Genomic DNA, 12,277 nt, shown 5'->3' with positions numbered 1-12,277 from the left:
GTGCCGTCGTCGTCGGCTCCGGCGCCGTTCCGCCGCGTGCGCCGGCGGGTCCGCACCTGGCTCCGCCGGATCTGGCGCGGGATCGCGTACCTCTGGCGTCGCTCGCTGATGGTCCGCTCCGCCGCGATCACCGTCGCGACCACCGGGCTCGCCGTCGCCGTGATCGGCACCGCGGTCATGGTGAGCATCTCGAACAACGTCTACGCGCAGCGCCGCGACCAGATCGAGGCCGAGTCGGCGCGCGCGACGATCGTCGCGCAGAACATCTTCGACGCGGCGACCGCGGCCGAGGACAACAACCAGACCGAACTCGAGTCGCTGCAGAGCGAGGCGCAGAACGCGATCCTCTCGAACACGACCAGTCCGGGTGGGACGAGCATCGCGATCGAACGGACACCGGGAGCCCGGACCCCGCAGATCCTGCAGAACGTCGCCAGCACCGGGTTCCCCGACTCCGTGATCACCGACGACCTGCGGAAACGGGTCGCCGCCGACACCGGTGAGCTCAGCCTGCAGCCCGTGCGGCTCGACGGGCCGGGCGGCCGGGGGCCGGGACTCGCCGTCGGGTCCACCCTGCAGATCCCGAGCGCCGGGCAGTACGAGCTCTACATCGTGTACGACCTGTCCGACGCGCAGCAGACGCTCGACTTCGTGTCGCAGACCCTGTCGATCGGCGGTGTCGCCCTCATCGTGCTCATCGCCCTCGTCACCTCGCTCGTGGTGCGCCTGGTCGTCGTCCCGATCCGCGGCGCTGCCGAGACCAGCCGCAAGATCGCCGCCGGCCGCCTGGACGAACGCATCCCGGTCCGGGGCGAGGACGACATCGCGACGCTGGCCCGGAGCTTCAACGACATGGCCGACGCCGTCAGCCGGCAGATCACCCAGCTGGCCGAGCTCTCGCGCGTCCAGCAGCGCTTCGTGTCCGACGTCTCGCACGAGCTCCGCACCCCGCTCACCACGATCCGCCTGGCCGGCGATCTGCTGTTCGACGCCCGCCACGCCTTCGAGCCGTCCGTCGCCCGCTCTGCGGAACTGCTGCACGCCCAGGTCGACCGGTTCGAACTGCTGCTCGCCGACCTGCTCGAGATCTCCCGGTACGACGCACAGGCCGTCGAACTCGAGACCGAACCGGTCGTCCCCGCCGCGCTCGCCGCCGACATCGTCGAGGAGTTCCGCCCGCTCGCCGACCGCGCCGAGATCGAACTGCGCCTGGCCACCCCGGGCGGACACACCACCATGCAGCTCGACGCCCGTCGGATCCGCCGGGTGCTCCGGAACCTCGTCGGCAACGCCATCGAGCACGGGGACGGCCGCCCGGTCGACGTCGTGGTCGACAGCGACTCCCGGTCCGTCGCCATCGCGGTGCGTGACCGAGGAGTCGGGATGCCGGCGGAGGACACCGCGCGCGTGTTCGACCGCTTCTGGCGGGCCGACCCGAGCCGCAAGCGCACCATCGGCGGCACCGGACTCGGGCTCGCCATCAGCCTCGGCGACGCCCAGCTGCACGGCGGCCGCATCGACGTGTGGTCCCGACCAGGCGAAGGGTCCGCGTTCGTGCTCACCCTGCCCCGCCGGAGCAGTGAGGCCCCGCCGACCTCCGCGATCCCGCTGCCCGCACTCGACGAGTCCTACGAGGGACCGACCGGAACGGAGGAACCGGCATGACCCGGACCCGCACCACGCGCCTCCGGCTCGTGCTCACGGCCGCGCTCGCCGCCGTGACGCTGCTCGGCGCCACCGCCTGTGCCGCGATCCCGACCGGCGGCCCGGTCCGCTCCGGGCAGTCGATCACCGACGAGTCGCCTACGGGCGGCGTCGACTACCGCCCCACCGGGCCGGAGGACGGCGCGAACCAGACCGACCTGCTCACGCAGTTCATCGACGCCGCCACCGGTGCCCAGAACGACTACGCGGTCGCCCGCGAGTTCCTCAGCAGCGGGTTCTCGCAGAAGTGGAACCCGCGCCAGGGCGTCACCATCCGGCAGGGCGACGGCGACGTGGAACGGGTCGGGGACGAGGAACTCACCTACACCCTGACGGCAAGTGCCTCGGTCGACGCGGACGGCGAGTACACCCAGGCCGTCCGGCCGACGTCCTCGACGCTGACGTTCCAGTTCGTCCGCGAGGACGGCCAGTGGCGCATCAGCTACGCCCCCGACGGGATCATCCTGTCGCCGGTCAACTTCACCTCGGTGTTCCAGCCGCACGCCCTGTACTTCTACGACCCGACCTACCGGTTCCTCGTCCCCGACGAACGGTGGTTCCTGGCCCGGTCTTCGACGAGCACCCGCATCGTCAGCGCCCTGCTCGCCGGACCCGCCGAGTGGCTCGAGGGCTCGGTCGTGTCCTCGTTCCCCGAGGGCACGCAGCTCTCGCTGAACGCCGTCACGATCGAGAGCGGCAGCGCGCAGGTCGACCTGTCGAGCGAGGCGCTCCGGGCGAACACGGTCGAGAAGGTCCGGATGCGCGAACAGCTCACCGACTCGCTCTCCTCCGTCGCCACGATCTCGTCGGTCGACCTCACGGTCGAGGGCGTCCCCGTCCCGTTGCCCGACTCCAGCGGCACGAGCGCGCAACGCAACCCCGACGTCGACGCCCGTCCACTCGTCGTGCAGGACCGGGTCACGGGGTACGCGACGGCCGGCACCGGAGACGTCACCGCGCTCGGCGGCGGCCTCAGCGACCGCATCGCCGGGCTCCGACCGCAGTCCCTGGCCCTCTCCGCCTCCGGCTCGGTCGCCGCCGTCGGCAACGACGACGGCGTGTTCGTCGTCCGGTCCGGCAAGGACCCCCTCCGCATCGACACCCGGGAGGACCTGGTCGCCCCGAGCATCGACGACCAGGGCTTCGTCTGGGTCGCCCAGCAGTCGGACACCCGGTCGATCACCGCCTACGGCCTCGGCGGCGACCCGCACACCGTCACCTCGACCCTGCCGGACGGGAAACTCGTGTCATTCCAGGTGTCCCGCGACTCGACGCGCGCCCTGGCCCTGCTCGACACCGACGACGGAGCAGCGCTCTACGTCGTCGCGATCACCCGGGGGTCGGACCGGGCACCGACCTCACTCGGACCGCCGGTCCGGGTGCAGGCCGCCGAGGGCGACCCCGTCGGAGCCGCCTGGGTCGACGAGCTCGACGTCGCCTCGGTCGGACGCACCAGCGCCGGTTCGAGCGTCGTCCGCACCACCGTCGGCGGCCAGTGGGACACGCTCGCCAAGCCGGACGGGCGGGCCACGGGGATCGTCGGTGGGAGCGGCAGCGCGATGCTGCTCCGGATGTCGGACGGGTCGGTGCTGCAGTCCACCGGGGGCGCGTGGGACACCACCGGCGTCGAGGCGTCGGTGCTCGGCGTGCAGCGCTGACCGTCGGGTCGGTGCTGGTCCGGCCGGTGCTGGTCGGCGTGCAGCGCTGACCGCCGGGTCGGCGCTGGTCGGGTCGGTGCTGCTCCGGTCGGTGCCGGCTGGTCGCCTCGTCCTGCACATCCGGCCCGGCCGGGAGGCCCGTCCACAGTCCGTCCCGCCGGCCCACGCCCGGTGGTCCGCGCCGGGCACCATCGGGTCATGCCGACGCTCCAGACGCCCGCCGTCCCGCCACCCGCCGTCCCGTCACCCGTGCCCTCGCCGCGCCCACCGACACCACCGCGCTGCGCGGACCGGCCCTGGTCCGATGCCGCCGCCACGGTCCTCGCCCTCGTCCTGCCCGTCGTCTGCGTCGGCTGCGGCGCCGCGGACCGAGCCCTGTGCCGCGCCTGCCGGTCAGCACTCGACGCCCTCCCCACGCGGACCCGGCTCGTCGCCGGGGTCCGGCTCGACGCCGCCCACGAGTACGACGGTCTCGTCCGCACCCTCGTGCTCGAGTGGAAACTGCGGGGGCGGGTGGACGTCGTCCGCGGGCTCACCCGACGGACCGCGGACCTCGTCCGGTCGGCGCTCGCCGCAGCGCCCGCGGGCACGGTGGTCCTCCGGGTCCCGCCCTCGCCGCGCGGGCACCGGCGACGCGGGTTCGACCCGGTGGTGACGGTGCTGCGGCGTGCGGGCGTCCGTCGCGCACGAGCCCTGCGGCGGGTCCCGCTGTCGGATCCGGTGCGGGGTGACGGACCGCACGCGGCCGGGGCAGCCGGCCGGGGGCAGAAGGAACGGACCGCGATCGAGCGCGTGGCGGCCACCGTCGGCACCCTCGCCGCGGACGGGGTGGACGGCCAGGACGTCGTGCTCGTGGACGACGTCGTCACCACCGGCGTGACGATGGCCGAGGCGATCCGGGCCGTCCGGGCCGCCGGTGGCCGTGTCGTCCGCTGCGTGGCCGCCGCCACGGTCGAGGTGTGAGCGTGCACGCCGACGACCAGCACGAGCGCCCGGCCGCGGAGATGGACGTCGCCTGGGCATCCGGTGGAGGTCTCCGGCACGCGGGCCCGCACCGGCACGGGTCGAGCCCGCAGGGTCTAGCCTCGCGGCAAGGCGTTGGTGTTCGCCGGACGCAGGCGAACCGCCGAATGTGGATGGGAGCCGCCATGGACGTGACGATCACGGGCCGCAACGTCGGGGTCACCGACCGATTCCGGGCCTACGTGGAGCAGAAGTCCGAGAAGATCGACGTGCTCGCCGACCGGGCCCTCGCCTTCGAGGTGCGGGTGAGCCGGCACCACGAGAAGAGCAGCGGGGCGCAGGGCGAGGACCGCGTCGAACTGACCCTCATCGGACCCGGACCGCTCGTCCGGGCCGAGTCCGCCGCGTCGGACAAGTACGCCGCCTTCGACCTGGCGTTCGCGCGCATCGCCGAGCGCCTGCGCCGGGCACGTGACCGCAAGAAGGTGCACCGCGGGCGTCACCGTCCGACCTCGGTGGCCGAGGCCTCGGGTGCGGCGTTCGAGGGCATGGGCGTCGAGCCCGCCGACGGCAGGCTCATCGAGACCGTCGCCACCGGTGCCGTCCCCGTGGTCGACGCCGACCAGGAAGCCGGGCGTGACGAGGAAGACGCCGCGTACTCGCCGGTCGTCATCCGCCAGAAGGTCTTCGAGGCCGCACCGATGACGGTCGACGACGCGCTGTACCACATGGAGCTCGTCGGGCACGACTTCTACCTGTTCGTCGACTCGGAGACCCACCGCCCGAGTGTCGTGTACCGCCGCAAGGGCTGGGACTACGGCGTCATCGGCATCGACGAGAACCCGGGCGCCGACGCCCGGGGGAGCGAACACGTCCTCGTCGAGGAGTCCGTGTCCGCCACCGCGTAGTCGACGCGACGCACCACCTCCGAGTGCGCACGGTCCCGTCCGGGGTCGTGCGCACTCGCGCTGCTCCCAGCGCCGGACCCCGGCGGGTTGCTAGCATGACTGGCTGATCGGGCGCGTCGACCGCGCACGACGACTTCGTAAGGAGCTCACGTGGCAAACGTGTTGGAGAAGGTCCTCCGCATCGGTGAAGGGCGGACCCTCCGTCGGCTGAAGGCGTACGCCTCGGCGATCAACGACCTCGAGGACGACTTCGCGAGCCTCACCGACGAGGAACTCCAGGAGGAGACGACGGAGCTCCGCGAGCGGTACGCCAACGGCGAGACCCTCGACGACCTCCTGCCGGAGGCGTTCGCCGCCGTCCGTGAAGCCTCGAAGCGAACCCTGGGCATGCGGCACTTCGACGTGCAGCTCATGGGTGGCGCGGCGCTGCACCTCGGCAACATCGCCGAGATGAAGACCGGTGAGGGCAAGACCCTCGTGGCGACGACCGCCGCCTACCTCAACGCGATCCCGTCGCGCGGTGTGCACGTCATCACGGTCAACGACTTCCTCGCGTCGTACCAGTCCGAGCTCATGGGCCGCGTGTTCCGTGCCCTCGGCATGACCACCGGCTGCATCATCGCCGGGCAGTCGCCGATCGAGCGTCGCGAGCAGTACGCCGCGGACATCACGTACGGCACGAACAACGAGTTCGGCTTCGACTACCTGCGCGACAACATGGCGTGGCAGGCCTCCGACATGGTCCAGCGCGGCCACTTCTTCGCCGTGGTGGACGAGGTCGACTCGATCCTCATCGACGAGGCCCGCACGCCGCTCATCATCTCCGGCCCCTCGTCTGGTGAGGCGAACCGCTGGTTCACCGAGTTCGCGTCCATCGCGACCCGGCTCACCCCGGGCGAGGACTACGAGGTCGACGAGAAGAAGCGCACCGTCGGTGTCCTCGAGCCCGGCATCGAGAAGGTCGAGGACTACCTCGGCATCGACAACCTCTACGAGTCCGCGAACACCCCGCTGATCTCGTTCCTCAACAACTCGATCAAGGCGTCCGCCCTGTTCAAGCGCGACAAGGACTACGTCGTGATGAACGGCGAGGTGCTCATCGTCGACGAGCACACCGGTCGAATCCTGATGGGCCGTCGCTACAACGAGGGCATCCACCAGGCGATCGAGGCGAAGGAAGGTGTCGAGGTCAAGGCCGAGAACCAGACCCTCGCCACCGTCACGCTGCAGAACTACTTCCGCCTCTACCAGAAGCTCTCCGGCATGACCGGTACCGCTGAGACCGAAGCGGCCGAGTTCATGTCGACCTACAAGCTCGGCGTGGTCCCGATCCCGACGAACCGGCCGATGCAGCGCATCGACCAGACCGACCTCGTCTACAAGAACGAGCAGGCCAAGTTCGAGCAGGTCGCGAACGACATCGAAGAGCGCCACCACAAGGGCCAGCCGGTCCTGGTCGGCACCACGAGCGTCGAGAAGTCCGAGTACCTGTCGAAGCTGCTCGCCAAGAAGGGCGTCAAGCACGAGGTCCTCAACGCGAAGAACCACGCGCGGGAAGCCGCGATCGTCGCCCAGGCCGGTCGTGCCGGTGCCGTGACCGTCGCCACGAACATGGCCGGTCGTGGTACCGACATCATGCTCGGCGGCAACGCGGAGTTCCTCGCCGTGCAGGAGATGCACGCCAAGGGCCTCTCGCCGACCGAGACCCCGGACGAGTACGAAGCCGAGTGGGACAAGGTCTTCACCGCGATGAAGGCCGCGGTCGAGCAGGAGAGCGAGAAGGTCCGCGACGCCGGCGGCCTCTACGTCCTCGGCACCGAGCGCCACGAGTCCCGTCGTATCGACAACCAGCTCCGTGGACGCTCCGGCCGTCAGGGTGACCCGGGCGAGAGCCGGTTCTACCTGTCGCTCACCGACGACCTGATGCGCCTGTTCAACTCCGGTGCAGCCGAGAGCCTGATGGGCCGCGGCAACGTGCCGGACGACCTGGCGATCGAGAACAAGCTCGTCGGCCGTGCAATCCGTTCCGCCCAGTCGCAGGTCGAGGGCCGCAACGCCGAGATCCGCAAGAACGTCCTGAAGTACGACGACGTCCTGAACCGCCAGCGCGAAGCGATCTACAGCGACCGCCGGCACATCCTCGAGGGTGACGACCTGCACGAGCGTGCGCAGTCGTTCCTCAAGAGCGTCATCGACGACGTCATCGACACCCACACCGGCGACGGCTCCCCGGACGACTGGGACCTCGACGCCATGTGGACCGAGCTCGGGACGCTGTACCCGATCTCGATCACCATCGACGAGGTCATCACTGAGGCCGGTTCGAAGGGCAAGGCGACGCGGGAGTTCCTGGCTCGCGAGATCCTGTCCGACGCGCAGCTCGCCTACAAGAACCGCGAAGAGGCCCTCGGCGACGAGGCGATGCGCGAGCTCGAGCGTCGCGTCGTCCTGTCGGTGATCGACCGCCGCTGGCGCGACCACCTCTACGAGATGGACTACCTCAAGGACGGCATCGGCCTCCGGGCGATGGCGCAGCGCGACCCGCTGGTCGAGTACCAGCGCGAGGGCTACGCCCTGTTCCAGACGATGATGGGGCAGATCCGCGAAGAGTCGGTCGGCTTCCTCTTCAACCTCGAGGTCCAGGTGCAGTCCGACGGCGAGAGCGCGGTCATCGAGGCGAAGGGGCTCAACGAGGAAGGCGAGAACGCCGGGCTCGAGTACTCCGCTCCGTCGATCGACGGCGAGGTCGAGGTCCGCGACGAGGCCGGGCGCCTCGAGCAGGCCGCGACCGCCCGTGCGCAGCGCGCGCAGGCCGAGCAGGAAGAGGCCGCCGGTCCCGAGAAGGGTTCCGCCTTCGGCTCGGCGGCGACCGCGTCCGGCCAGGCCGACGCGAGCAACCGCGCCGAGCGCCGGGCGGCAGCCAAGAAGGGCTGACACACAGCCCCATCGTGACGGGAGGCCCGGTACCAGCTGGTACCGGGCCTCCCGTCACGTCGTCGGCGAAACACCCGATCACGGGTCGCCGCGACCGTCAGAGCACGCCGATCGCCGTGGCCCGCCACCGTCCTTTGCGTTCCTCGAGCCGGATGGCGACCGCGCGGGCGTGGCTGCGCGTGTGCACGACGACGGCAGCCTCGGCGACGCCGACACGCGGCACGCTGACGACGACGCTGCCGACCCGGATCACCGGGCGGTGTCGGCGCCGACGAGCCGCCGAGCGAGCGCGGGCCGCCAGCGCGGCACGGTGTTGCAGGTGTCGTTGGACCTCTTCGGTGATCCAGCGCGAGATCGTCTCGACCTCGCGCGCCCCGGTCAGGATCTCCGCCACGCAGAGCGCCAGCGACCGTGCGGTCTCGCCGGGGTCCGGCAGTTCCACCCCCGATGCGGGCGGCCCGTTCTCGTGCTGTTCATCGTGTCCCTCGTGCTCCGCGTGCTCGTCGTGGCGGCCTTCCGGCCCCGCGTCCGCTCCGTGCGTGTCCGGCTCGTCTTCGATCCGTCGTGCGTTCTCCGCCACTCCGGCCCCTTTCATCAGGCCGAGCGTAGGGTTCGTGGAACATCACATACGGTCAATCGGACCGACCTGTGGACAGACCGTTCTCGTGCACAGCGGCGCGTGGTCGGCCTCGGGAGCCACACCTAGACTGGTCGGGTGTCGACCCTCAGTGACCTCGTCCTCGCACAAGGCCGTTCCTCCGAAGCCGACGTCGAGTGGCTGCACCTGCTCGTCGGTGACTGGCAGTTGCTCGCCGACCTGTCCTTCGCCGACATGGTGCTGTGGGTGCCGACCCGCGACGACTCGACCTTCGTCGCCGTCGCGCACGCTCGTCCGTCGTCCGCGGCGACGCTGTTCTACCGCGACATCGTCGGACAGGAGATCCGCGAGGAGTGGCGTGACCAGGTCACCCAGAGCTTCACGGGCAGCCGGGTCGTCGACTCGGCCGAGCCGGACTGGTACGAGGACACCCCGACCCGGGTCCGTGCGATCCCGGTGCTCCGTCGTCTGACCGCCAAGAGCGCGCAGACCACCGACCGCCCGATCGCCGTCGTGACCCGACACTCCAACCAGGACGAGTCGCGCACGCCGAGCCGTCAGGAACTGAACTTCACCGCGAGCGCGAACGACCTGTTCGGGATGATCGCCACCGGCGACTTCCCGGACCTCGGCGCCCCGGCAGGTCCGCGTCGTGGGGCGCCGCGTGCCAGCGACGGTCTGCTCCGGCTGGACACCGACGGCGTCGTCACCTTCGCCAGCCCGAACGGCCTCAGCGCCTTCAACCGGATGGGCTTCGACGGCGAACTCGAGCGCAAGTCGCTGGCCGAGGTGACGACCGAGCTCCTCGGTGCGCAGCTGGACGTCGACGAGTCCCTGCCGCTCGTGGTCACCGGGCGGGCTCCCTGGCGTGCCGACATCGAGGCGAAGGGCGTCACCGTGACGCTCCGGTCGATCCCGCTGCGTGACCACGGCGAGCGGATCGGGGCGGTCGTCCTCTGCCGCGACGTCACCGAGATGCGCCACCAGGAGCGCGAGCTCATCACGAAGGACGCGACGATCCGTGAGATCCACCACCGCGTCAAGAACAACCTGCAGACCGTCGCGTCCCTGCTCCGCATCCAGGCCCGCCGGACCCACTCGGACGAGGCCCGGACGTCCCTGCAGAACGCGATGCGCCGTGTCGCCGCGATCGCCGTCGTGCACGACACCCTGTCGACGGGCCTCAGCCAGACGGTCGACTTCGACGAGGTGTTCGACTCCGTCCTCAAGCTCGTGACCGAGGTCGCCGCGTCCCACAACACGACGGTCCACCCGAAGAAGACGGGGGAGTTCGGCGTCCTGCCGTCCGAGGCGGCCACCCCGCTCGCCCTCGGGCTCACCGAACTCGTCACGAACGCCGTGGAGCACGGGCTGGACGGACGCGATGGCGAGGTCGAGATCGTCGCGAACCGCCACGAGGACCACCTCGAGATCCAGGTGCGCGACAACGGTGTCGGCCTGCCCGAGGGCAAGGTCGGCTCGGGTCTCGGTACCCAGATCGTCCGCACCCTCATCCAGGGCGAGTTGGGCGGCACCATCGACTGGCACACGCTCACGGGCAGCGGCACCGAGGTCACGATCTCGATCCCGTTCCGCTGGCTGACGGCCGGGACGGCCGCGTAGCGACGCCGATGGCACCACGGCGCCGGGCGCGACGACGCCCGCCGGCCCCGAGGGGCGCGGCGGGCGTCAGACGGTCTCGTGGCCCCGCGGTGTCAGGAGGCGCGGCGGGCGCGGGCAGCGCGGCGCTTGAGCGCGCGACGCTCGTCCTCGCTGAGGCCACCCCAGACGCCCGAGTCCTGGTTGTTCTCGAGTGCGTACTGGAGGCACATCTCGGTCACGGTGCATCGAGCACAGACCGACTTGGCCTTCTCGATCTGGTCGACGGCCGGGCCGGTGTTCCCGACGGGGAAGAAGAGCTCGGGGTCCGCGGTGAGGCAGGCTGCCTGGTCACGCCAATCCATGTGGTGGTGCTCCTTGCGTTAGATGCTCGAACGGCAGGCCGGGGCCGTGACTCGGGGGATCGGGACTCTGCACATGCTCATGTGATGTACGGGAGGCTTCCTGTGGGGAGGAGCCCGCTCGGAGAGAGTTCGACGCCCGCAGAACGCTCGGGGGAGGAGCGTCGAACCACGGGAGACGCACACCACATCGTGCCGTCCAAACGACCTCGAACATCGTTCCATACTGGTATGGCCAAATCAAGGGTTTCACTGCTGGAGGATCGCTGTGCCTGACACCATCCCGGACGACCAGGTCGTCCCCCGGGGGCGGCCTGCTGCGCTCCTCGTGCTCATCGTCGTCGTCGGACTCGAGTTCCTGGCGATGGCAGCGGTGACCGTCTTCCTGCTCGTCGAGCTCCTCACGGCCCCCGCGGCGAGCGTGGCCTCAGCGGTCGCACTGCTCGTGTTGGCCGTCCTCGCGACCCTCTGGCTCGGCGCCATGGTCGTCGGCCTGCGGCGCGGCCGGGCGTGGGTGCGCAGCGGGGTCGTCGTCTGGCAGGTCCTGCAGGGGGCACTCGCGATCGGCGCGTTCCAGGGCGTGTTCCGCGTCCCGGCCGTCGGCTGGGCGCTGCTCGTCCCCGCGCTGCTCGCGATCACCCTGGTGCTCTCGAGGTCGGTGACCGCGGTCCTCGCACGACGCGACTGAGGCAACTGCCGCAGCAGCGCCGCGCGACGACAGCGGCGCAGCGCGGTCAGACCAGCCCGAGCTTCTTCCGCAGGCTCGCGACGTGTCCGGTGGCCTTCACGTTGTAGAGCGGCAGCTGTACCGAGCCGTGCTCGTCCACGACGATCGTCGACCGGATCGTGCCCGTGACGATCTTGCCGTAGTTCTTCTTCTCGCCCCAGGCGCCGTACGCCCGGTGCACGGCGAGGTCCGGGTCGCTGAGCAGTGGGAAGCTCAGGGCCTGCTCGTGGTGGAACCGCTGCAGGGCCGGCAGGTCGTCCTTGGAGACGCCGAGGACCTCGTACCCGGCGGCCTGCAGGGACGACATGTTGTCGCGGAAGTCACACGCCTCGGTCGTGCACCCGGGGGTCGAGGCGGCGGGGTAGAAGTACACGATGACCTTGCGCCCGCGGAGGTCGCCGAGCGCGTGCTCGGTGCCGTCCTGGTCGGGGAGGGTGAAGTCGGGTGCGGTGTCGCCGACGGCGAGACGGTCGCTCAAGGGGGGCTCCTGTTCGTTGGGCGCCCCGAGTGGTCAGGGGCACGCAGAAGTCATGCTATTGTTGATTCCCGTCGCGGGGCGCACGCCCAAGCGGCCAGACAACTCAACACTCGCACCTCTAGCTCAATTGGCAGAGCAACTGACTCTTAATCAGTGGGTTCTCGGTTCAAGTCCGAGGGGGTGCACCACACGAAGACCCCGACCGATCCGGTCGGGGTCTTCTGCGTTGAAGGTCGATCGCCGCTGGAGCACCGACTGATCCGCGCCACGCCCGAGGCGCGGACAGCCCCCAACGTGCTGGCCGACGCACCTGTGCAACACGGCAGGCGGGTGCTCCGGACCGGAG

General features: G+C 70.6%; 10 protein-coding genes and 1 tRNA gene. 8 read left to right on the top strand and 3 right to left on the bottom strand.

What is annotated here, in order from left to right:
- The 5 genes from mtrB to secA all read left to right on the top strand — a co-directional run bounded on the left by mtrB (position 1) and on the right by secA (position 8,167).
- Positions 1–1,665, top strand: a complete 1,665-nt coding sequence (mtrB, locus tag QCD68_RS01435) for an MtrAB system histidine kinase MtrB (protein WP_301221752.1) — start codon at positions 1–3, stop codon at positions 1,663–1,665.
- A complete protein-coding gene (locus QCD68_RS01430; protein ID WP_301221751.1) occupies positions 1,662–3,362 on the top strand; it encodes a GerMN domain-containing protein in 1,701 nt (566 codons plus the stop codon). Before mtrB ends, QCD68_RS01430 begins: the two co-directional genes overlap by 4 nt.
- Positions 3,363–3,560: 198 nt before the next feature.
- Positions 3,561–4,325, top strand: coding sequence for a ComF family protein (locus QCD68_RS01425; RefSeq protein ID WP_301221750.1), 765 nt, complete (start codon positions 3,561–3,563; stop codon positions 4,323–4,325).
- A gap of 185 nt (positions 4,326–4,510) precedes the next feature.
- Complete coding sequence (hpf, locus tag QCD68_RS01420) at positions 4,511–5,233, top strand: ribosome hibernation-promoting factor, HPF/YfiA family (RefSeq protein ID WP_301221749.1); 723 nt, start codon at positions 4,511–4,513, stop codon at positions 5,231–5,233.
- 150 nt (positions 5,234–5,383) lie between these two features.
- Positions 5,384–8,167, top strand: a complete 2,784-nt coding sequence (gene secA / locus QCD68_RS01415) for a preprotein translocase subunit SecA (RefSeq protein ID WP_221849624.1) — start codon at positions 5,384–5,386, stop codon at positions 8,165–8,167.
- A 97-nt stretch (positions 8,168–8,264) separates the two neighbouring features.
- Here secA and QCD68_RS01410 read toward each other — a convergent pair whose 3' ends face one another.
- Positions 8,265–8,762, bottom strand: a complete 498-nt coding sequence (locus QCD68_RS01410; protein WP_221849623.1) for an Rv3235 family protein — start codon at positions 8,760–8,762, stop codon at positions 8,265–8,267.
- A gap of 120 nt (positions 8,763–8,882) precedes the next feature.
- On the opposite strand from QCD68_RS01410, the gene QCD68_RS01405 reads away from it, so the two are divergent.
- Positions 8,883–10,388, top strand: coding sequence for a sensor histidine kinase (locus tag QCD68_RS01405; protein ID WP_290157806.1), 1,506 nt, complete (start codon positions 8,883–8,885; stop codon positions 10,386–10,388).
- A 92-nt stretch (positions 10,389–10,480) separates the two neighbouring features.
- On the opposite strand, the gene QCD68_RS01400 is transcribed toward QCD68_RS01405, so the two are convergent.
- Positions 10,481–10,729, bottom strand: coding sequence for a WhiB family transcriptional regulator (locus QCD68_RS01400; RefSeq protein ID WP_022904217.1), 249 nt, complete (start codon positions 10,727–10,729; stop codon positions 10,481–10,483).
- A 265-nt stretch (positions 10,730–10,994) separates the two neighbouring features.
- Here QCD68_RS01400 and QCD68_RS01395 point away from each other — a divergent pair, with 265 nt between their 5' ends.
- Positions 10,995–11,414 carry a hypothetical protein gene (locus tag QCD68_RS01395; protein ID WP_301221748.1) on the top strand — a complete coding sequence of 140 codons (420 nt, stop codon included), beginning with the start codon at positions 10,995–10,997 and terminating at the stop codon, positions 11,412–11,414.
- Between the two features lie 46 nt (positions 11,415–11,460).
- On the opposite strand, the gene bcp is transcribed toward QCD68_RS01395, so the two are convergent.
- Complete coding sequence (bcp, locus tag QCD68_RS01390) at positions 11,461–11,931, bottom strand: thioredoxin-dependent thiol peroxidase (RefSeq protein WP_301221747.1); 471 nt, start codon at positions 11,929–11,931, stop codon at positions 11,461–11,463.
- A 112-nt stretch (positions 11,932–12,043) separates the two neighbouring features.
- Between bcp and QCD68_RS01385 the strand changes: the two genes are divergently transcribed.
- Positions 12,044–12,119 (top strand) — tRNA-Lys (locus tag QCD68_RS01385).
- The last annotated feature ends 158 nt before the right edge of the window (positions 12,120–12,277 follow it).

This window comes from Curtobacterium sp. PsM8 (genome assembly GCF_030433875.1).
In the GTDB taxonomy this organism is placed as follows: Bacteria; Actinomycetota; Actinomycetes; order Actinomycetales; family Microbacteriaceae; genus Curtobacterium.
The sequence above is the reverse complement of the archived record's forward strand: the minus strand, read 5'-3'. Positions and strand labels throughout refer to the sequence as shown.

Coding starts and splice junctions, on each gene's coding strand:
- QCD68_RS01430 (WP_301221751.1), top strand. CDS start 1,662: ATGACCCGGACCCGCACCACGCGCCTCCGGCTCGTGCTCACGGCCGCG.
- QCD68_RS01425 (WP_301221750.1), top strand. CDS start 3,561: ATGCCGACGCTCCAGACGCCCGCCGTCCCGCCACCCGCCGTCCCGTCA.
- hpf (WP_301221749.1), top strand. CDS start 4,511: ATGGACGTGACGATCACGGGCCGCAACGTCGGGGTCACCGACCGATTC.
- QCD68_RS01410 (WP_221849623.1), bottom strand. CDS start 8,762: ATGAAAGGGGCCGGAGTGGCGGAGAACGCACGACGGATCGAAGACGAG.
- QCD68_RS01400 (WP_022904217.1), bottom strand. CDS start 10,729: ATGGATTGGCGTGACCAGGCAGCCTGCCTCACCGCGGACCCCGAGCTC.